Genomic DNA, 20,175 nt, shown 5'->3' with positions numbered 1-20,175 from the left:
TAAAAATGCCCGATTTTTTGCATCCCGATCAAGAGAATTTCTCCGAGGATGAATTAATTTTAGAAGAGAAAATCCGTCCGCAGAGTTTTCGGGATTTTGCCGGACAGCGCAAGACTCTGGATAATCTTGAAGTTTTTGTTGCAGCGGCAAAAAACCGTGGCGGTGCGCTGGATCACGTTCTTTTACACGGTCCGCCGGGATTGGGGAAAACGACTTTAGCCCATATTATTGCGAATGAATTGGGAGTGGGCTGTAAAATCACTTCGGGTCCGGTTTTGGATAAGCCAGGAAGTTTGGCCGGACTTTTAACCAATCTGGAAGAAAATGATGTTTTATTCATCGATGAAATCCACCGGCTTTCCCCGATTGTAGAAGAGTATTTGTATTCGGCGATGGAAGATTATAAAATCGACATCATGCTGGAAAGCGGTCCGAATGCCAGAAGTGTGCAGATCGGTTTGAATCCTTTTACGTTGGTTGGAGCAACCACCAGAAGCGGAATGCTGACCAAACCGATGCTCGCAAGATTCGGAATCCAGTCCCGGCTAGAATATTATACGATTGAACTTTTATCGATGATTATCGAAAGAAGTGCACGGGTTTTAGATGTTAAAATCTACGAAGATGCTGCTTTGGAAATTGCGAGAAGAAGTCGTGGCACTCCCAGAATTGCAAATGCACTTTTGCGGAGAGTTCGGGATTTTGCAGAAATTAAAGGAAATGGCGAAATCGAAATTGAAATTACGAAATTTGCATTAAATTCTTTAAATGTTGATGAATTCGGACTCGATGATATGGACAATAGAATTATGCGCGTGATGATTGAAAATTTCCGTGGGAAACCCGTGGGAATCTCTGCATTGGCAACTTCAATTGGCGAAAATCCGGAAACTTTGGAAGAGGTTTATGAACCGTTTTTGATTCAGGAAGGTTTTATTATCCGAACTCCGAGAGGACGGGAAGTAACGGAAAAAGCGTATAAGCATTTGAATATTTCGGTGCCGAGAAGACCTGATGAACTTTTTTAATGTCAACGATCTCGCTTCAAGTGAGAGAATATCTTTAACGCAAAAGACGCAAAGAGATGAAACCGTATTACTTATTATTCGAACGCAAAGGCGTTTCACTTAGCGAAGGCTTGAATAAATGTCGTAAAATGAAATGATTAAAATATGAATGAAAATGAAATTTCAAAAGTAGTATTTGAGTCGGGTTTGAAAATTCATCGTAAGGTTGGAATTGGTCTTTATGAAGCGGTATATGAAGAATGTTTAGTTTATGAATTAAAGAGGAACGGTTTGAAAGTTGAAAAGCAAAAAGATATTTCAATTGAAGATAAAGTAATAATAGAGATTAAGGCAGTTCCTGAAATTATTACTTATCATACCTATCAACTTTTAAATTATTTAAGAATTACAGGATTTAAATTAGGTATGCTGTTGAATTTTCACTCTTTATTATTTTTGAATTTTCACTCTTTATTATTTAAAGACGGCGTTAAAAGAATAGCAAATAATTTGTAAAAGATTACTACTTTGCTGAGTGAAACGCCTTTGCGTTCTTAAAAAGTGATGTGCAAGTAAAAAAGTCTTTGCGGATCTTTGCGTTAAAAATATATCAAGATAAAAATTAAAATTTTATGAAACTCTATCCCATACAGTGCGGAAAATTTAAATTAGATGGTGGTGCGATGTTTGGTATCGTGCCGAAAACCCTTTGGCAAAGAACGAATCCGGCCGATGAAAATAATTTGATCGAACTGGGAACCCGCTCGCTTTTGGTGGAAGACGGTAAAAAACTGATCCTCATCGATTGTGGTTTAGGCAACAAACAGGACGAGAAATTCTTTGGACATTATTCCTTATATGGCGACGATACATTGGATAAAAATCTTAAAAAATATGGTTTTGTAAAAGAAGACATTACAGATGTTTTCTTGACGCACCTTCATTTCGATCATTGCGGCGGCGCCATCGAGTGGAATGACGACCGCAGCGGTTACAGACCGGCTTTTAAAAACGCCCATTTCTGGACAAATGAAAACCATTGGAAATGGGCAACCGAACCTAACCCAAGAGAAAAGGCCAGTTTTCTGAAGGAAAACATTCTGCCGATGCAGGAAAGCGGGCAGTTGAATTTTCTGCCAACACCGAAAAGTGGAAATTATGGTTTTGCCCCGGATTTGAAGATGGATGTTATTTTTGTGGATGGACATACCGAAAAGCAAATGCTTCCTGTGATTCAGTATCAGGAAAAAACGATTGTTTTTGCAGCAGATTTAATTCCTACTGCGGGCCACATTCCACAGGTTTATGTGATGGGTTATGATACGCGTCCACTTTTGACCATGGAAGAAAAGGGAAAGTTTTTGAAACAGTGCGTAGATAACGATTACCTGTTGTTTTTTGAACACGATGCGCACCACGAACTGGCGAGTCTGAAAATGACCGAAAAGGGAATTCGCTTAGACCAAACCTTTAGTATGAATGAGGTTTTCGGTTATTAATTAAAGAAAAAGAAAATTATATAAAAATGATAAACGACGAACCTGAACCCAGGGTCAACACAAAGATTATTGGAATAACCGGAGGAATTGGCTCTGGAAAATCAACGGTCTCGAAATATATCGAAGAAGCAGGATTCCCTGTGTATTATTCTGATATCCGTGCGAAAACTATTGTCAACGATCAGCCGCAACTTCAGCAGCAGATTAAAGAACTTTTGGGTGAAAATGCCTATGACGAAAATGGTCTGTACGACCGAAAATATGTTTCTGAAATGGTCTTTAATAATGAAGAATTATTATTAAAGTTAAATTCACTGATTCATCCGGCAGTAAAAACCGATTTTGAAAACTGGATTTCCCAGCAAACAACGGATTTTGTTTTTAAAGAAACGGCACTTTTGTTTGAATTAAAATTAAATGAAAGTTGTTACAAATCTATTCTCGTAACTGCAGATGACAACTGCCGACTGAAAAGAGTCATGGATCGCGACAACAAAACCTACCGTGAAGTTGAATCGATTATGCTGAAACAAATGCCGGAAAAAGACAAAGTGAAACTTGCCGATTTTGTTATTTTTAATAATGATGGATTGGAAGAGCTTCAACAGGAAACGAAGAAAGTATTGGAGGAAATAAAATCGTTGTAGTAAAATTTTATCAAAAAGTTAAATCATACTCTATTGGATTTTTGCAGCAAAATGAAATGACAGGCACTGACAGCAAAGCCTTACATGCGATTTTCAAATTATTGTGTTTTAATCTGATAAAACTCATACCATCAAATTTTCAAACACAGTCTAATTAAGATAAATTTGTCCTATTAAAGAACAGCATAAAAAATTAATTATGAAACGAATCGTAACCTGTTTTACATTAGCCCTATTAACATTGCAGGCTTGTAAACAAAATCCTTCCGAAAATTCCACGGCAACATCTGAAAACGCAATGGACATCAAAGTCAGCGGTGAAACAGAAACCCAGGCAATTGTAAATCCACCGATGGTGCCTGCTCCGATTGGTGACCGCGCTGCCAAAAAAGTAGTCGTTCATTTAGAAGCAACCGAAGAAGTTGGTGAATTAGCCGACGGGGTAACTTACAAATTCTGGACTTTCAACAGTACCGTACCCGGAACTTTTATCAGAATCAGAGTGGGCGATGAAGTTGAACTTCACGTAACCAACAGAAGCGACAGTGTAATGCCTCACAATATCGATCTTCACGCGGTGAACGGTCCGGGTGGCGGCGCAGAAGCGACCAACGTGGCTCCGGGAAAAGAGGCGGTCTTCAATTTTAAAGCGCTCAATCCAGGTTTATATGTTTACCATTGTGCAGCAGCACCGGTTCCGTTACATATTGCCAACGGAATGTATGGTTTGATTTTAGTAGAACCAGCTGGCGGATTGCCAAAAGTTGACCGGGAATATTACATCATGCAGGGCGAATTCTACACCAAAGGAAAAACCGATGAAAAAGGCCTTCAGGAATTTGACCAAGACAAAGGAGTTGACGAAAGACCATCTTATGTAGTTTTCAATGGCAAGAAGAATGCTTTAATGGGTGAAAATGCCCTGGAAGCTAAAGTAGGCGAAACAATAAGACTTTTCGTAGGAAATGGCGGACCAAACCTGGTTTCTTCTTTCCACGTGATTGGTGAAATCTTCGACAGGGTATATATGGAAGGTGGAAGCGCCATTAACAAAAACGTACAAACCACAGTAATCCCCGCAGGCGGAGCAGCTATCGTAGAATTTAAGGTTGAAGAACCAGGAAACTACATTATCGTGGACCACTCAATTTTCCGGGCATTTAATAAAGGTGCTATCGGAATGCTAAAAGTGACTGGAGAGAAAAATCCGAAAATCTACAATAAAGTAAAATAATCCTACAACCATTAATTATAATTAAAGAAACCGCCATGTCCAAAATTATTAAAATATTCTTGTTCCTTGGTGGTTTCTTTTTTCTGATGGTTTCCTGTGAAAAAGCAAACACACTCAAATCAACAGAAGGATCTTCAAGTTCAACTCAAAAGGAAACTGCCATTACTCCTGATGTTAAAATGGTTTTGATTAAAGGTGGCGACTATCAGCCTTTTTACGGGGAAGACAGCACTCTGGTTAAAGTTGCAGATTTCCTATTGGATGAAAGACCGGTCACGAATGCAGAGTTTCTGGATTTTGTTAAAAAAAATCCGCAATGGAAACGCAGTAACATCAAAGCAATTTTTGCTGATGACACCTATCTGAAAGATTGGCAGGGTGATGAAACGCTTCCTGAAAATGCAGATCCAAATGCAGCCGTAACTTACGTTTCGTGGTTTGCAGCGAAAGCTTACGCAAAGAGTGCAGGCAAAAGATTACCTACTTTAGATGAATGGGAATATGTAGCGATGGCCGATGAAGAAAGTCCGAACGCCAGAAACAAACCGACCTACTCCGCCCATTTGATCAATCTTTATAATGAAAAAGACCGGCAGAAAAACAAAGTAAAAAGTTCTGCGCCAAATTATTGGGGCGTTTACAATATGTTCGATCTGGTTTGGGAATGGACGGATGACTTTAATTCGATCATGACAACCAGCGATTCCCGTACGGCCGAATTCGATGACAAAGGATTGTTCTGCGCCTCGGCAGCAACTACTGCGACTGATGTTTTAAATTACGCTTCCTTCATGAGATACGCATTCCGATCCAGTTTAAAAGCAAATTATACCGTCGGGAATCTCGGTTTCCGGTGTGCAAAAGATGCATCAAATACACCATAATGAAAAATTTAATTGTAGCTTTATTTTCAGCGATATTCCTTTTTTCCTGTTCTGAAAAACAAGAACCTCAAACTGCAAAAAAAGAAACTTCTGCAGGATCCATATTTATGTTGGATTCAAAATGGCAAAACCAGGACGGTAAAGAACTTCAGCTAAAAGATTTAAAAGGTAAAAACTTAGTTGTCGTCATGATATTTACAAGTTGTACAACGGCTTGCCCCATTTTGGTTGCAGATATGCAGAAGATCGAATCGAAAATCGACAAGAATAAACTGAAAGAAACCACCATGGTTTTAGTTTCCATTGATCCGGAAAATGACACACCGGAAGTCTTAAAAGCCTATGCCAAACAAAGAAATATGGATGGCGAACCCTGGCTTTTCTTAAGAAGTGACAAAGAATCTGTACGTGAATTAGCCAATGTTCTTGCCGTAAAATACAAGAAAATTTCGCCGATCGTTTTCTCCCACTCCAACATCATTTCGGTCTTTAATAAAAATGGCGAAATGGTGAGTCAGGTTGAAGGAACCGTGAAATCCGAAGAAGTTGCACAAACCGTAAATGGCCTGAATTAAAATAACACTAAATCAGCCATCAAAGCCTGCTTAAGAAATTTTGCAGGTTTTTTTATGCTTAATTATCAATTATTTCGAGCAAAACTGTGCTTTCATAACATCGATTTCTTTGTTTTGATTCTCTGTATCAAACCGGTCTGCTTTTTCCAGTTCAACGCAGGCTTCCGGAATTTGATTTAATTTAATATAAGACATGCTTCGTCCAAAACTGGAATCCAGATTTTCACCAACCATTTGCACCATGGTATTGATTTCATCTAAAGCTTCCTTATAATCTCCCTTTTCATAATAAGTGCATGCAATTATATTATAAACTTGCGGACTCTTCGGATTGGTAACCGTCATTTTCCGAAAACTCATTATCGCTTCGTCAAATTTCTTTTGTTGCCTCAAAACCGTTCCTACCCGCAAATAAAGTCCCAGATAAACAGGATTTTTTTCCTGGGCTTTTCTGTAATAGCTTAACGCTTCATCGGGATTCCCAGTTTGAAATTCGCAATCTCCCAAAATTGTATAAGTCTCCCAGGTCTTCTCGCCTTTCTCCAGTAATTTAAGATAATTTACTTTTGCGGTCATAAAATCTTCATTATTAAAAGCAGCTAAACCCTGCCGTTTTATTTCTCTCCTGGACTGTCCAAAACAAACCGAAACCGAGAGGAATATGAAGAGAATACTAAAATTTGTTTTCATTAATTTTTTAATAAATCTACAAATTATTTTCCGAGTTTATCTTTAAAATCATCGATTCTAAAATCGGTTAAGGCATTTCCTTTTTCAATTTTCTCTTTGGAATAGAGTTTAAAATCATTTTCGGTTTTTTCTAAAAGATGATCATAAGGACCCACCGATGAAATTAATTTGATCAGGACGGGAGAAATTTCTAAGGTAATAAAAAGACCCATAATAAAAGCAGCGGCAAGCCCGATAACCGCAGAGTTTTTTCCGAGTTCGTCCAACGCCTGCAACCTGGCGGCAAATCCATTGAACTGATCTTCGAAAGTTTCGGTCTTATTTCTTTCTTTTTCGATATTGGTGTAAACTTTCGACACTTCTTTATCCAGATATTCCAACCGTGGGGCAATCTGTTTTTGGTAATTTTCTAAATCCAGTCGGCGCTGTTCTTTCAGTTCAGCTTTACGTTTTGCGTTAGAACCAAATCCTACCTTTCCACTTGTTAAGCCGCTTTGTTTGCCGAGAATTTCTTTTTCTAATTCTACAGAAGCAGAATCGTAGGATTTTTGATAGTCAGCAATTTTGGTTTGAATTTGTTTTTTTTCGGTTTCAAAAGGTCCGGATTGCTGCAGAATCCTGCCGTTCATTTCTGCCTGAAGCTGCGTTTTATTTCTTTGAATAATGGTATTCAACTGCTTGTTGACTTCCTTTTCGAAAATTTTTAACTCTAAAGGTTTAGAAATAATGATTCCTAAAAAAGCAGCCAGGATTAATCTCGGAATCGCCATCAAAATCTGGTTCCACCAGGTTCCTGTTTTTTTGATTGAAGAAACGATATAGCGGTCCAAATTGAAAATCATCAAACCCCATAAAATGGCAAAACCTACGGAAATCCAGATATCATCGAAAACGGTAAACATGGCGTATCCCGCGGAAAGGGTCGCAAAAACTGCGGTAAATAAAACGATGCCGCCAATACCGGAAAATTTATTCCACTCGCTTGGTGTTTTTCGAAGAATATGAAGGTTTCCACCGGAGCAGACCATCAGAAATTTCTGAAACCAATTCATGGAATGATTGACATGTTGTACGGGATTTATTTTTTGAGATTTCATTCTTTTTCAATTAAACTTTGACCAATTGGTATTCAAAAACGGAACAATGTTACAGATAGTATTAGGTTTAACATTCTAATCACGAAAATTTTAATAAAATATTATGAATCTGTATTAAACATTCTTAAATTTTGAGCTGACTTGCTCAAAAGCAGTAACTTAGTAGTCCGCCTTTTAATTTAATAACTAAAAACCTTAACCATGAAAAAAATTATTATCGTTGTAGCAATGGTTTTTTCAATTGGAATTATTGCTCAAACATGTGGATTCGATGAGGTTCAGAAAAACCTGGAACTCAAATATCCTGAAATTAAAAAGAACAGAGAATTGGCAGAAACTCAACTTCTCGGTACCGATGTAAAATCCTATCTTAAAAAAATTGGAGCCACCTCCAGAAACGGACTTTATGACGGGACGATTTACGAAATCCCTGTTGTCGTCCATCTTATTACATCGACCTCAGCTAGTAATTCAGGTCTTGCCTTAACAGACAACCAAATTATCACCTGGATTAATAACTGCAATAAAATGTTTGCAACAACTTACGGAAACGGTTTTTTTCCGGAAGGTACAGGAAGTCTTGACGGAAATGTAATTCCCATAAAATTGGTTCTGGCAAAAAGAACTCCCCAATGTACACCAAGTACGGGAATTGTAAGATATAACGGCAGTATCATTTCCGGGTACGACCAATATGGCGTACAAAGAAGCACAACAAGTGGAGCTATGATAGAACAGGTAAAAGCGCTAGCACCGCATTGGCCGGAAAACGCCTATTTCAACATCTATGTTGTGATTGGCTTTGACGGAGACAAATCGACATCTGGCTTATTGGGCTGGAGTGGCTACCCGACTAACCCTGATGCTTTTTACGAAAGTTTTATGAAAGTTACGGTGGTCACCAATAATAACGATTCCACCCTGGCTCATGAATTTGGTCACGGGCTCGGACTTCTTCACACTTTTGAAGGAGCACCGTCATCACCCACCAACAATCCGCCAATCGCGGCAGACTGTCCTATTAACAACAACTGCCTTATCGATAATGACAGAGTGTGTGACACCGCTCCCTGCGCAAGTCTTTTGAATGTAAATCCCACACCGACAAATACCGTTATAAATCCATGTACGGGAACATTTTATGACGGTGTGCAGTACAATATCATGAACTATACCCGGCAACCAAGAAAGTTCACAGCGGGACAACGGGATCGCGCGCTTTCAGTTTTCATGCAGTACAGAGCAAATTTAACGAACTCCCTGGGTGGAACAGACCTTGCTACCGATCCTGGCGCAGGAACTTTAACTGCGGCAAACTGCAGCCCAACAGGAATCACAAATCCCGGTAATTTCGGTATGGGACCGACCAATGTTTTACTGGCCAATATTAACAATGTTTCTGATCCTTACAACCCTATCAATAATCAATATTATGTGGATTACAGCCTACAAAACTGTACCAGCAAAGCAGTATATACTGATATTCCACCCAATAAACCGAGTGAGCTCAATGTGAGTTTCGGTACCAATCCTCAGTTTATTAAAGCTTGGATTGATTATAACAATAATGGAATATTTGAATCTTCAGAGTTAATTGGCGCTTCGGCTACAAGAGTTTCCACTGAAAGTTCCCCATTTGTCATCCTATTTACTCCGCCGGCAAATGCTGTGAAAGACACCTATTTAAGAATGAGAATCATCGCAGATTATACCAATGATACGGCTTGCCAGAATTTGAGTTACGGACAGACCGAAGATTATTCCGTAAGAATTGCCACCAATTTGGCAACTTCTGAAAACCCTAAAGATTCATCTGATTTAATTTACTATTCAAAATCGGAAAACAAACTGTCACTCAGCAGCAAGTTTAGTAAAGGTTTTGGCAACTATAAAATCTATGATATGAATGGCAATATCGTACAAAAAGGAAATGCGGCAAGTGAAATCCTGATCAATCAAGTTCTTCCGAAAGGCACGTATATCGTTCACTACCAAAACTCTTCTAAAAAATTCATTAATAATTAAACACCACGAGAAAGGGCCATTTTTACATGATGGCTCTTTTTTCTGAAATAAAAATCATGAAAAGAACAATCCTGTTTTTCGCCATTGTTTCGTTTTTCTATCAATGCTGTTCTCAAAAAAAAGAACCAAGTTCTCAACCCGTTTTAGAAAAAACCAACAGCGAGTTACCAAATCAAAAATATTTTGTCGGTAAATGGGTCAATACCGAAACATATTATATTATCGGAAACAAGAAAAAGCTGCAACCACAATCCAATTGCCAGCAGAAATCCTATTGGGAATTTAATGAGGAAAATGAAATTCTAACCCAATCAAAATTCACTGCAAAAGGAAAAAACTGTTCCGAGTTCATATCTACAAATAGCGGTACGGTAATTTTTACCGATAACAATATGCAGTACTTCGTTGATGATGTCTTATATTCTGTAAAAATAAAGGTGATTTCTGACCATAAATTCATGCTGATCACCAATGATTTTATTGGTGGAAAAGAGGTAAAAATTGAAAAAATTTATGAAAAAAAATAAAGGCGGCTATTTTAACCGATCTGGATTTTGCTTCAAAAAACTGTCCCAACCGGTATAGGATTTCTCCATCGATAAATTGCCGGAATTAAAATGATGACAAACCGCCACTGCCAAACCATCGGATGCATCGAGGTATTTGGTTGGGAATTCTTTTAGATTGAGAAGACTTTTCAGCATTCCGGCGACCTGCTCTTTACTGGCATTTCCGTTTCCGGTGATGGCCATTTTAATTTTTTTCGGAGAATACTCGGTAATGGGAACATCGCGGTATAAGGAAGCTGCCATAGCAACACCCTGCGCCCGACCCAACTTCAACATCGACTGTACGTTTTTTCCAAAGAAAGGCGCTTCGAGGGCGACCTCATCGGGATTGTACTCATCGATAATTGCCAAAGTCCGTTCAAAAATATATTTAAGTTTTGTTTCGTGATTGGGATATTTCTTTAGGATAAGTTCATGCATCGAAACCAATTCCATTTTATTTCCTTTCACAGAGATGATTCCGAAACCCATAATTGAGGTTCCGGGATCGATTCCTAAAATAATTTTTTCGCTCTTCATCACCACAAAGGTAAGATAAGTAAATATAGAATATTAAGGTTTAACCCGAATTTCCTTCAGTTGCGAGAATTTTATCATGCGGTTGTTCTCTTCATCCCAAAGGGTGTAAAATGCATACTTTAGGCTACTCCAAAAGGTAATTTCAGAAACGTGCTTCTGGAAAACCGGGTTTTCATGGCTGCATTTGTGCAACTTATAAAACGGAATCTTTGGAGCCAAATGATGGAGATGATGGTAGCCTATATTTCCAGTGAAGAAATTTAAGATGGCGGGCAACTTATAATAAGAACTTCCTTTTATCGCAGCCAGTAGGTATTCCCAATCTTTTTTCCAAGCTTTGTAATTGGGGTCGTGCTGGTGCTGCACGTAGAAAAACCAAATGGCTGTAAAAACAAAAGTGAGTAAAATTGGCACATAAATAAATGCCAGTTTTTTGAAACCATATAACAGATCAAAATGCGGCAGGCACAATACGAGGCCCAACACCACGAAGAAAAGCACCAAATAAACATTGGTAAGAAGCAGCATTTTCCTTTCTTTGTCCCATCCTTTTAAGGTGATAAAAGGAATCCTGTTATGGATGAAAATATAATAAGCAGGCCCAATAATAAACATCACCGGAACAGATCGATAAATGCGGTACTTGAATTTTTCAAATTTGGAAAGCAATTCGTACTCGCGCACCGTTAGAAGATTTACATCTCCGATAGTCCGCGTGTCAAGCTGTCCCTGATGTGCGTGGTGGTGGTTATGGGATCTAGCCCAGTATTTATAAGGAATACAGGTGAGCAAGCTGGTTAAAAAACCGGTTCTGTCATTTTTCTTTCGATCCGGAAAGAAAGCTTGATGTCCGCAATCGTGCTGAATTATAAATACGCGGGTCAAGAAAAGTCCGCCGATAATTGAGATCAATAAAGTCGCTATCAATGAATAATCATAGACAATTGCCGCCAGGACGAATATGCCGATGAATGGTAAAATCGTGTTGAAAATCTGTTTCCAGGCTAGTTTTGTTTCAGGTGAAGCATAAGGTTTGATGAGTCGTTTCCAGTCTTTTAAGTCTTGAATAATAATTTCTTCGTGCTCTTTCGTCATATTTTATATTAAGTTGCAAAGGTATTCAATTAAAGGAACTGTGAAAATCATTAAGGAATAAATATATCTGATCCAAAAGTTAATCCGCCGTCTATGCTTCACTCAATCCCACCAACATTCAAAAAACCATTTTTGGGAATGGATTGTTTAACATCAATCCGGTTCAGAAATGAGCCGGATTTTTTCGCCTTAAAAAAAAACTTCGATTTTGATTTATCTTAATGCATCGAGTGAAAAATTGATACAAAAAAACCGACTTATTTCTAAGCCGATTCTTTTACTTTTTAAGATAATCTGGGAGTTCCATTGGCACTTCCATTAAAAGAATTTCAGTGTCTTCTAAAGCCTCCACATTAAAACTTTGAGTATCCCAAATTCCTAAACCATCTCTTTCATTTAAAATCTGGTCACCAATTTTTGCACTGCCTTTCAAAACAAAAGCATAGACTCCATTTCCATTTTTGTTGAGCTCATAATCTTTTGCGTGGCCTTTTTCAAAATTTGCCAAATTAAACCAGGCGTCCTGATGGATCCAAACGCCATCATCCTCCTTATTGGGTGATAATATTTGCTGAAAGTCATTAATTTTTGCACTTTCTACGATACTCTTTTGATCATATCTTGGTTCAACACCTGCTTCCCGGGGGAAAACCCAAATCTGCAAGAACTTAACTTCTTCATCTTTGTTTTTATTGTATTCGCTATGTTGAACTCCGGTTCCTGCACTCATCACCTGGATTTCGCCTTTCCGGATAACCGCAGTGGTTCCCATCGAATCTTTATGTTCTAAATCGCCTGATAACGGAATTGAAATAATTTCCATATCCCGGTGAGGATGTGTCCCAAACCCCATTCCTTTCGAAACTGAATCATCGTTCAGCACGCGCAAAACTCCGAAATGGACGCGTTCGGGATTTTGATAATTTGCAAAGCTAAAAGTGTGATAACTGTTTAACCAGCCGTGATTTGCATGACCCCTTGAATCTGCTTTATGATAAATTGTTTTCATATTTTAATGATTTTAACACCGCAAATTTACAACATGTTCATTTGCAAACCATTGATGTAGGACAAGAAGACATTTCAACTTTAAAACCTCTCCGCATTTACTCGGAAAGGGAGGTTATTAACATCTCTTTTCGAAATTCAACAACTGCATTTTCCACCCAATCAGTTGCTTTCTTCACTTCTTTGTGAGGATAAAAAACGGCATTTTTCCCTTTGCTTTCATCAGCGATATTAGACAAAATCACCACCGAAGTATTTGTTTCCGGATAATACATATTCAAAGAAGGCGACCCTTTTACATAGCCGGTATGAAAATACGATTCAGGTTTTCCGACATTCATCATCAAACCAAAACCATAATTCATTTTCCCTAGAATCTGGTGATTCCTGTCCGCAGATTTTTCCCTTAACTTTTTTAAAGAGGATGGTTTTAAAATATCCCCCTTAAACAAAGCATTATTCCAAAGATGCAAATCATTAACCGTTGACAAAATACCACCGGCAGGCACAGAAATTTCTTTTGCTGAAAGTCGCTTCGGCATATTTTCAACTTTAAAATAATTATTTGAATTACGGATGTAAGCGGACGCAAAATGCGCTCCTTTAAAAAGATTTGCAGTGGAAGAACTTTTCATCTCCACTTTTCTGAAAAGATCCATGGCATTTTCATCATACGATTTACCCGAAACCTTTTCAATGATCTTTCCCAAATAATAAAACCCTTTATTGGAATAATTAAATTCCTGTCCCGGTTTTGACAGTAAACCATTTCCGAAATCGCTGATTCCTGAAGTGTGATTCAGCAATTCTTTAATCTTAATATTTTCAAATTGTCGTGGTTGAAATTCCGTTAAATATTTAGAAACTTTGTCCTCTGTGGAAAGCTTTCCTTCTTCTTCCTGCAATAAAATTAAAACTGCCGTAAACTGTTTGCTTACTGAACCAATTGCGAAAACCGAACTGCTGTCGAGTTTTGTTTTGTCTTTAAAATCTTCAAAACCGTTTTCTTTTTGATATAAAATTTTCCCATCCTGAAGAACAGAAATGTTGCCATTAAACTGGGTTTTCGCAAATACAGAATCGATTTGAACCTTCAAAAGCTTTTGCTTAAAAACCGTGAGGGTACTGTCGATGACCGCATTTCGTGCTACGGTTCGCTCAACCCGCTTATCTTCTTCCGATTTACAGGAAAAAATTGCAACCAATAGAAAGAGAAAATAAAGCAGTTTGAATTTTTGAATCACTTTTGAAGTTTTTATAAAAATATTGAAATTAACCTGAAAGAAAAAATGGAGATTAAACCATAAAATTTGGGGAGAAAGATATAAATAATTAATTTTGAAGAATATGGACTGCTGTGATTATTTCAGATCTGAAAAGGGCAGTAAAAAAAATCAGTTCTTCAAATTATTTCCCATGACCGATGTTCGGACAATGAAAACAATGAAAGGGGTCAGCATACAGTCAGCATAAGGTCAGCATACACTAGGGGTTGCTATGGGATTGGGTGCAGTTTGAACACCTTAGAGAATACGTAATCGGAGATGATTTACTGGGTTCCAATGTCTTTTTAGGACGACTGCACAAAAATCAGATTTTGACCAACTGTATTTTTTCTGATGATCCAAAATTCGCTTAGTTCCAATTTTTAATACTGATTCAATAATGGCAAGTAAATTCCTGTTATATAAAAAAACCGTGTCAAGGATTTAAACATTGACACGGTTGATAAAATCATATTTAAGATTTTCAAAAGCAGCCTACATATTCCTTCTGTACATTCCGCCCACTTCGAACAAAGCGTTGGTGATTTGCCCAAGCGAACAGTATTTCACCGCTTCCATCATTTTTTCAAATAAATTTTCCTGGTTGATGGCGGCAGTCTGTAAATCTCTTAAAATCTCGTCACTCTTATCAGCATGCGACTTCTGGAAATTCTGCAAATTCTGAATCTGTAATTGTTTTTCTTCTTCGGTGGAACGAATCACTTCTCCCGGACGGACCGTTGGCGAGCCGTCTTTTCCAAGGAAAGTATTCACACCGACGATCGGATATTCTCCCGTATGTTTCAGCATTTCGTAATGCATGCTTTCCTCCTGAATTTTCGACCTTTGATACATCGTTTCCATCGCACCGAGAACACCTCCTCTTTCCGTAATTCGGTCGAATTCGATATAAACTGCTTCTTCCACCAAATCCGTTAATTCTTCAATAATAAACGAACCCTGAAGCGGATTTTCATTTTTCGCTAAACCTAATTCTTTATTAATGATCAACTGAATCGCCATTGCACGACGCACTGAATCTTCCGTAGGAGTTGTGATTGCTTCATCATAAGCATTGGTATGCAAAGAGTTACAGTTGTCATAAATCGCATACAAAGCCTGCAAAGTCGTTCTGATATCATTAAAATCAATTTCCTGAGCATGAAGCGATCTTCCCGAAGTCTGAATATGGTATTTCAACATCTGGCTTCTTTCGTTCGCGTGGTATTTAAACCTCATCGCCTTTGCCCAAATTTTACGGGCGACACGGCCGATAACGGCATATTCGGGATCAACTCCGTTCGAGAAAAAGAAAGATAAGTTGGGTGCGAAATCATTGATATCCATTCCGCGGCTCAAATAATATTCCACGTACGTGAAACCGTTGGCCAAAGTAAAGGCCAACTGCGTGATCGGATTTGCGCCCGCTTCTGCAATGTGATAACCGGAAATAGAAACCGAATAAAAGTTTCTCACTTTCTGATCAATGAAATACTGCTGTACATCACCCATTAATCTCAACGCAAATTCGGTGGAGAAAATACAGGTATTCTGCGCCTGATCTTCTTTCAAAATATCTGCCTGAACCGTTCCACGAACCGTTGCAATGGTTTCTGCCTTAATTTTATTATAAGTTTCAGCATCAATTACTTCGTCACCGGTAAGTCCTAATAATTTTAAACCTAAACCGTTATTTCCGTGTGGAAGTTCGCCTTCATAAGCAGGTCTTTTCAAACCTTTATCATCGAACTTTTGTTTTAATTTTTCTTCAACGGCTTCCCAAAGATTATTTTCGGAAAGGTGTTTTTCTACATTCTGATCGATAGCGGCATTCATGAAAAAGGCGAGCAACATTGGCGCAGGACCATTAATCGTCATGGAAACCGACGTCATGGTATTCACCAGATCAAAACCGGAATAGAGTTTTTTAGCATCATCTAAAGTTGCAATTGAAACTCCGGCATTTCCGATTTTTCCGTAAATATCGGGCGGAAAAGCGGGATCCTGACCATATAATGTTACCGAGTCAAATGCTGTTGACAAACGTTTTGCATCCATATCTGCGGAAACATAATGGAATCTGCGGTTGGTTCTTTCCGGTCCACCTTCGCCGGCAAACATTCTGGTTGGATCTTCACCCGTTCTTTTAAAAGGAAATAATCCTGCGGTATAAGGAAATTGTCCCGGAACATTTTCCTGACCTTTCCATCTTAATAAATCTCCCCAATCCTGAAATTTCGGTAAAGAAATTTTCGAAATTTTTAAATGAGATAAAGATTCATATTTGGTTTCCACTTTAATTTCTTTTCCACGAACGAAATAAGAAAATGAATCTCCGGACATTTCTTCTTTGAAATGTTTCCAACCTTTCAGAAAAGCGGTATTTTCTTCGGAAAGTTCTTTTTTAGTTTTCAGAAATACTTTCTCTAATTTATCATGAGTATGCTGGTCATCGGTGATTAAAACCTTTGCACCTTCCAACAGATACATTCTTTTTGCAATTAAAGCCTGGCGCTCAACTTCTTTATCGTACTCGCGGTTCGACTCTACAATTTCAGAAAGATAACGCACGCGTTTCGGCGGAATTACCGTAGTGTCATCGGAAACGTTCTGTTCTATAAACTCATTAAATTTACGCGTATTTTCACCTTCCGATTTTTCTAAAGTTTCATTGACTTTATTAATTAAAGCATTGTACAATTCCGTGGTTCCGTAATCGTTGAACTGACTGGCTTTGGTTGAAAAAACCGGCATTTCTTCCAACGTTTTATCAAAAGCGGTGTGATTACGCTGATAGGTTTTCCGAACAGCCTGCAATGCGTCTAAAGCACCGCGTTTGTCGGATTTATTTAAGGCAATTAAATCAGCATAATCCAGCATATCGATTTTCTCCAATTGCGTCGAAGCACCATATTCCGGCGTCATGACATACATGGAAACATCGGCGATATCGGTAATTTCAGAACCTGACTGCCCAATCCCGGAGGTTTCCAGAATGATAACATCCGGTTTTGCTAATTTTAAAATATTTAAAGCGGAATGAATGTACGGAGAAACCGAAACATTATTTTCCCGGGTCGCCATCGAACGCATATAAACGCGGGGATCATTAATGGAATTCATGCGGATTCTGTCACCCAAAAGCGCTCCGCCTGTTTTCTTTTTTGAAGGATCTACAGAAATAATCGCGATTTTCTGATCAGGATTGGAACGTAAAAATCTCCGAACCAATTCATCCGTTAAAGAAGATTTCCCTGCTCCGCCCGTTCCTGTAATCCCGATGATTGGAATTTTTGAATCTTTGGCTTTTTCGTCGATGGCTTTTACGAGATCCGGTTTTTCATCGGAGAAATTTTCTACGGCTGAAATGATTTCGGCGATGGATTTTGAATCCTCAAATTTAATTTTATTTAAATCTGAAACTTGAATATGTTCGCCAGTTGCGAAGTCAGATTTCTGTACCAGATCATTGATCATGCCTTGTAATCCCATTTCTCGTCCGTCATCTGGTGAATAAATGCGGTCGATTCCGTAGTCCATTAATTCTTTGATTTCTTCGGGAAGAATTACGCCGCCGCCGCCGCCAAAAATTTTGATTTGAGGCGCGCCTTTCTGACGTAAAAGATCGTAGATGTATTTAAAATATTCGTTGTGACCACCTTGATAAGAAGTTAATGCAATTGCATTTGCATCTTCCTGAATCGCACAATCCACTACTTCTTCAGCGGATTTATCGTGACCGAGATGAATAACTTCAGCTCCTGTTGCCTGAATCATTCTTCTCATAATATTAATAGCAGCGTCGTGTCCATCAAACAAAGAAGCGGCTGTTACAACTCTTACTTTATTTTTCGGTGTATATTTTTGGGATTCCATAATTGAATTTTCGATTGGTTTCAAAGATAAGACTTTTTGGAATTTTGAGGAAAAGAAAACCTTTTCAACTATTTTGAAAAGGTCAGCAAGGAGAATTATTCTTTTTTTTAGTCCAGGTGCAAGAATTCCAGCCGTTTAATTTCAGGTCCCAATAAGTGTTTTGTGGATTACTGCTTATATTTTCTAAAACATATCATTAGAATGAGTAAACACTTTTTTAGAATTGTTAAAACTTTAAAAATGGTTAGTTTTGCAGAAATTAATTTCAAATGCAAAAAGCAATTATCTATTTATTCGCCGGAACCGGCCTCAGTTTTTTACTGAATTACTTTTTATTGGGAAGTCAGGGTTGGGAATTGGATTTGTATTATGGGTTTGCTTTTGGTTTGGCTTGGGGAACTGCCTATTTTTTAGATGATGAAAAGTTCACTCTTCCGAAGAAACTAGGCTATTCTTTTATATCGATGGTAGTTTTACTAATTATAGGTTTAATTCTGTTTAATTTAGAATTAGCCGTTCCATCAATTATCAAATTTTCAATGGTGTTTGTGGCGTATTACGTATTTGCCAGTTTTAGGAAAACGAAATCTTTGAGGAAATAAATTTATCTCTAAAAAAAAGTACGTTTAATAATTACCTTCAGGATTTGTTTTTATAATCATTACTTCTTCGTACCATTTTTTATAACTGTGATAGCGTGCAAAAAGAAATGCAAGTCTAAAACCTCCATCATTTTCCAAAACAACGTCTAATCCCATGGTATAATTAGGCGGGTCTTTAAAATATTTTTTCCAAATTATATTTCCTTTAGAATCTGTAAGAAAATAGGTGCCATTATAAAGTCCTTTGTCTTCTTTACCAATAAATAAAAGATTGCCAGAAGGAGTTTCCTTCACAGAGAAAAACATATCGTAAGGCGTAAAATGATTATAAAATGTCTTTGCCCACAACTCTTTACCAGATTTATCAATTTCCATTATATTTTGGCTGCTACTTAAGAGATAATTCCCATTTTTTCTTTTAACTAATTGATATGACACTCCTGTGTTGGCAAATATTTTCTCAGAAATTGCATTACCGTCTAAATTAGTTTTAAATAAATAATAAACTTGCTGTGTAGAAAAGGAGTTGTTAATACTAACATCGCCAAAAATCACAAGTTGATCATCTTGAATGTCGACATCCATAAATCTGAGATGTCTAGATTTTCCGCCAGTTTCAAGCATATGCGAAATGTATTCTTTTTCCCATATTTTATTGCCATCTTTTGATAACTTTGAAATAAGCCCTTTTTCATTTATATCATCACTATCATCAGCTAATGTTCCGACTACATAAATATTGTCTTGAGAATCTATAGCGAAAGAATTGATCGTAGAATTTCCATAACCATTATCATAAGTATTGATTCGGTTTTTCCATTTCAACATTCCGTTCAAATCAAGTTTTGCAACAGTATAACTTGCAGCAATAATTATTTCACCTTTACTTTCTTTCATTTTGAAAGTTGATGGTGAACTTTCACCGTCTATATCATAATTTTTCTTCCAAATTACATTTCCATCGTAATCAGTTTTCATTAAAAAAACCGAATATCCCCGATCGAAATATACATAGCCTCCCATGAGATAGTTTCCATCCGATAATTTTAAAATGTTTGTTGCAGCTCCAGAAGTTAAATCAGGACCCGGAAATTTATAATTTCTAAGAAAAGTTAAATAATATTTTTTAGTTTGAAAAGCAAATGTCGTGGAATTAGAATTCTTATAAATATCCGTTGCTATAATCTTTCCATTATAGCTTTTTAATTCTTCTAAATTCTGAAATCTGTAAGTTCTTTCTTTAGAATTTTCCATTAATTTCTGTCCATTTAACTCAATACTGTATTTCACCTCGTCATTTTCAGGATCTACGGCTGGTTCCCACGAGATGTATGCGAAATTATGTGAAACACTATCTATGTTAAAATTTACTTGAGACGGAGGCTGATTAATTTCCGGTTCTTTAGTTTGCACATCTTCTCGTTCAGAACAAGAAAATACACAGCAAATCAATACAAATAGATAAAGAAATTTCATAATATATTTTTACGATATAAATATATAGATTTTATAATAAAATTCATATAAAAACCAAAGGACTTAAAGCTAAGAAGGCTTTCTGTGAAAAATTTCGCAATAACTTT

At 37.5% G+C, this 20,175-nt stretch carries 17 protein-coding genes and 1 pseudogene; 10 read left to right on the top strand and 8 right to left on the bottom strand.

What is annotated here, in order from left to right; genetic code table 11:
• The first annotated feature begins 5 nt into the window (after positions 1–5).
• From ruvB to QF004_RS03725, 7 genes and pseudogenes are all read left to right on the top strand, one after another.
• On the top strand, positions 6–1,028 hold the full coding sequence (gene ruvB, locus QF004_RS03755) for a Holliday junction branch migration DNA helicase RuvB (protein ID WP_133439567.1): 1,023 nt from the start codon (positions 6–8) through the stop codon (positions 1,026–1,028).
• Between the two features lie 144 nt (positions 1,029–1,172).
• Positions 1,173–1,523, top strand: a complete 351-nt coding sequence (locus QF004_RS03750; RefSeq protein WP_307422846.1) for a GxxExxY protein — start codon at positions 1,173–1,175, stop codon at positions 1,521–1,523.
• Positions 1,524–1,639: 116 nt separating this feature from the next.
• A complete protein-coding gene (locus QF004_RS03745; RefSeq protein ID WP_133439566.1) occupies positions 1,640–2,506 on the top strand; it encodes an MBL fold metallo-hydrolase in 867 nt (288 codons plus the stop codon).
• A gap of 26 nt (positions 2,507–2,532) precedes the next feature.
• Positions 2,533–3,153 (top strand): dephospho-CoA kinase, encoded by a 621-nt coding sequence (coaE, locus tag QF004_RS03740; RefSeq protein ID WP_307422844.1) that lies wholly within the window; start codon positions 2,533–2,535, stop codon positions 3,151–3,153.
• Positions 3,154–3,352: 199 nt separating this feature from the next.
• Positions 3,353–4,384, top strand: a pseudogene (gene nirK / locus QF004_RS03735) (copper-containing nitrite reductase); the annotation flags it as partial.
• A gap of 38 nt (positions 4,385–4,422) precedes the next feature.
• The gene (locus QF004_RS03730) at positions 4,423–5,271 is read left to right on the top strand and encodes a formylglycine-generating enzyme family protein (protein WP_307422841.1); all 849 of its coding nucleotides are present in this window, start codon (positions 4,423–4,425) and stop codon (positions 5,269–5,271) included.
• On the top strand, positions 5,271–5,846 hold the full coding sequence (locus tag QF004_RS03725; protein WP_307422839.1) for an SCO family protein: 576 nt from the start codon (positions 5,271–5,273) through the stop codon (positions 5,844–5,846). Before QF004_RS03730 ends, QF004_RS03725 begins: the two co-directional genes overlap by 1 nt.
• A 69-nt stretch (positions 5,847–5,915) precedes the next feature.
• Here QF004_RS03725 and QF004_RS03720 read toward each other — a convergent pair whose 3' ends face one another.
• Both QF004_RS03720 and QF004_RS03715 read right to left on the bottom strand, forming a co-directional pair.
• Positions 5,916–6,536, bottom strand: a complete 621-nt coding sequence (locus tag QF004_RS03720; protein WP_307422836.1) for a tetratricopeptide repeat protein — start codon at positions 6,534–6,536, stop codon at positions 5,916–5,918.
• A gap of 23 nt (positions 6,537–6,559) precedes the next feature.
• Positions 6,560–7,633 carry a DUF4407 domain-containing protein gene (locus tag QF004_RS03715; protein ID WP_133439560.1) on the bottom strand — a complete coding sequence of 358 codons (1,074 nt, stop codon included), beginning with the start codon at positions 7,631–7,633 and terminating at the stop codon, positions 6,560–6,562.
• Between the two features lie 201 nt (positions 7,634–7,834).
• Between QF004_RS03715 and QF004_RS03710 the strand changes: the two genes are divergently transcribed.
• Both QF004_RS03710 and QF004_RS03705 read left to right on the top strand, forming a co-directional pair.
• Positions 7,835–9,658, top strand: a complete 1,824-nt coding sequence (locus tag QF004_RS03710; RefSeq protein WP_307422831.1) for a GEVED domain-containing protein — start codon at positions 7,835–7,837, stop codon at positions 9,656–9,658.
• Between the two features lie 56 nt (positions 9,659–9,714).
• A complete protein-coding gene (locus QF004_RS03705; protein ID WP_307422828.1) occupies positions 9,715–10,185 on the top strand; it encodes a lipocalin family protein in 471 nt (156 codons plus the stop codon).
• A 6-nt stretch (positions 10,186–10,191) separates the two neighbouring features.
• Here QF004_RS03705 and ruvC read toward each other — a convergent pair whose 3' ends face one another.
• From ruvC to QF004_RS03680, 5 genes are all read right to left on the bottom strand, one after another.
• Positions 10,192–10,746 carry a crossover junction endodeoxyribonuclease RuvC gene (ruvC, locus tag QF004_RS03700; RefSeq protein ID WP_307422826.1) on the bottom strand — a complete coding sequence of 185 codons (555 nt, stop codon included), beginning with the start codon at positions 10,744–10,746 and terminating at the stop codon, positions 10,192–10,194.
• A 33-nt stretch (positions 10,747–10,779) separates the two neighbouring features.
• Positions 10,780–11,841 carry a fatty acid desaturase gene (locus QF004_RS03695; protein ID WP_307422823.1) on the bottom strand — a complete coding sequence of 354 codons (1,062 nt, stop codon included), beginning with the start codon at positions 11,839–11,841 and terminating at the stop codon, positions 10,780–10,782.
• Positions 11,842–12,118: 277 nt separating this feature from the next.
• A complete protein-coding gene (locus QF004_RS03690; RefSeq protein ID WP_307422821.1) occupies positions 12,119–12,850 on the bottom strand; it encodes a pirin family protein in 732 nt (243 codons plus the stop codon).
• 97 nt (positions 12,851–12,947) lie between these two features.
• A complete protein-coding gene (locus QF004_RS03685) occupies positions 12,948–14,093 on the bottom strand; it encodes a serine hydrolase (protein WP_307422818.1) in 1,146 nt (381 codons plus the stop codon).
• A gap of 516 nt (positions 14,094–14,609) precedes the next feature.
• Entirely contained in the window at positions 14,610–17,990 is a 3,381-nt protein-coding gene (locus tag QF004_RS03680) for a methylmalonyl-CoA mutase family protein (RefSeq protein ID WP_307422907.1), read from the bottom strand.
• A 269-nt stretch (positions 17,991–18,259) separates the two neighbouring features.
• Between QF004_RS03680 and QF004_RS03675 the strand changes: the two genes are divergently transcribed.
• A complete protein-coding gene (locus QF004_RS03675; protein ID WP_133439553.1) occupies positions 18,260–18,592 on the top strand; it encodes a hypothetical protein in 333 nt (110 codons plus the stop codon).
• Positions 18,593–18,616: 24 nt separating this feature from the next.
• On the opposite strand, the gene QF004_RS03670 is transcribed toward QF004_RS03675, so the two are convergent.
• Positions 18,617–20,068: a fibronectin type III domain-containing protein gene (locus tag QF004_RS03670; protein ID WP_307422814.1), complete on the bottom strand. Its 1,452-nt coding sequence runs from the start codon at positions 20,066–20,068 to the stop codon at positions 18,617–18,619.
• Between the last annotated feature and the right edge of the window lie 107 nt (positions 20,069–20,175).

Origin of the sequence: Chryseobacterium sp. MDT2-18 (genome assembly GCF_030815285.1) — a bacterium.
Classification (GTDB): Bacteria; Bacteroidota; Bacteroidia; order Flavobacteriales; family Weeksellaceae; genus Kaistella; species Kaistella salivictor.
This window is presented reverse-complemented; position numbering and strand designations above follow the sequence as displayed.

Coding starts and splice junctions, on each gene's coding strand:
- ruvB (WP_133439567.1), top strand. CDS start 6: ATGCCCGATTTTTTGCATCCCGATCAAGAGAATTTCTCCGAGGATGAA.
- QF004_RS03750 (WP_307422846.1), top strand. CDS start 1,173: ATGAATGAAAATGAAATTTCAAAAGTAGTATTTGAGTCGGGTTTGAAA.
- QF004_RS03745 (WP_133439566.1), top strand. CDS start 1,640: ATGAAACTCTATCCCATACAGTGCGGAAAATTTAAATTAGATGGTGGT.
- coaE (WP_307422844.1), top strand. CDS start 2,533: ATGATAAACGACGAACCTGAACCCAGGGTCAACACAAAGATTATTGGA.
- QF004_RS03730 (WP_307422841.1), top strand. CDS start 4,423: ATGTCCAAAATTATTAAAATATTCTTGTTCCTTGGTGGTTTCTTTTTT.
- QF004_RS03725 (WP_307422839.1), top strand. CDS start 5,271: ATGAAAAATTTAATTGTAGCTTTATTTTCAGCGATATTCCTTTTTTCC.
- QF004_RS03720 (WP_307422836.1), bottom strand. CDS start 6,536: ATGAAAACAAATTTTAGTATTCTCTTCATATTCCTCTCGGTTTCGGTT.
- QF004_RS03715 (WP_133439560.1), bottom strand. CDS start 7,633: ATGAAATCTCAAAAAATAAATCCCGTACAACATGTCAATCATTCCATG.
- QF004_RS03710 (WP_307422831.1), top strand. CDS start 7,835: ATGAAAAAAATTATTATCGTTGTAGCAATGGTTTTTTCAATTGGAATT.
- QF004_RS03705 (WP_307422828.1), top strand. CDS start 9,715: ATGAAAAGAACAATCCTGTTTTTCGCCATTGTTTCGTTTTTCTATCAA.
- ruvC (WP_307422826.1), bottom strand. CDS start 10,746: ATGAAGAGCGAAAAAATTATTTTAGGAATCGATCCCGGAACCTCAATT.
- QF004_RS03695 (WP_307422823.1), bottom strand. CDS start 11,841: ATGACGAAAGAGCACGAAGAAATTATTATTCAAGACTTAAAAGACTGG.
- QF004_RS03690 (WP_307422821.1), bottom strand. CDS start 12,850: ATGAAAACAATTTATCATAAAGCAGATTCAAGGGGTCATGCAAATCAC.
- QF004_RS03680 (WP_307422907.1), bottom strand. CDS start 17,990: ATGGAATCCCAAAAATATACACCGAAAAATAAAGTAAGAGTTGTAACA.
- QF004_RS03675 (WP_133439553.1), top strand. CDS start 18,260: ATGCAAAAAGCAATTATCTATTTATTCGCCGGAACCGGCCTCAGTTTT.
- QF004_RS03670 (WP_307422814.1), bottom strand. CDS start 20,068: ATGAAATTTCTTTATCTATTTGTATTGATTTGCTGTGTATTTTCTTGT.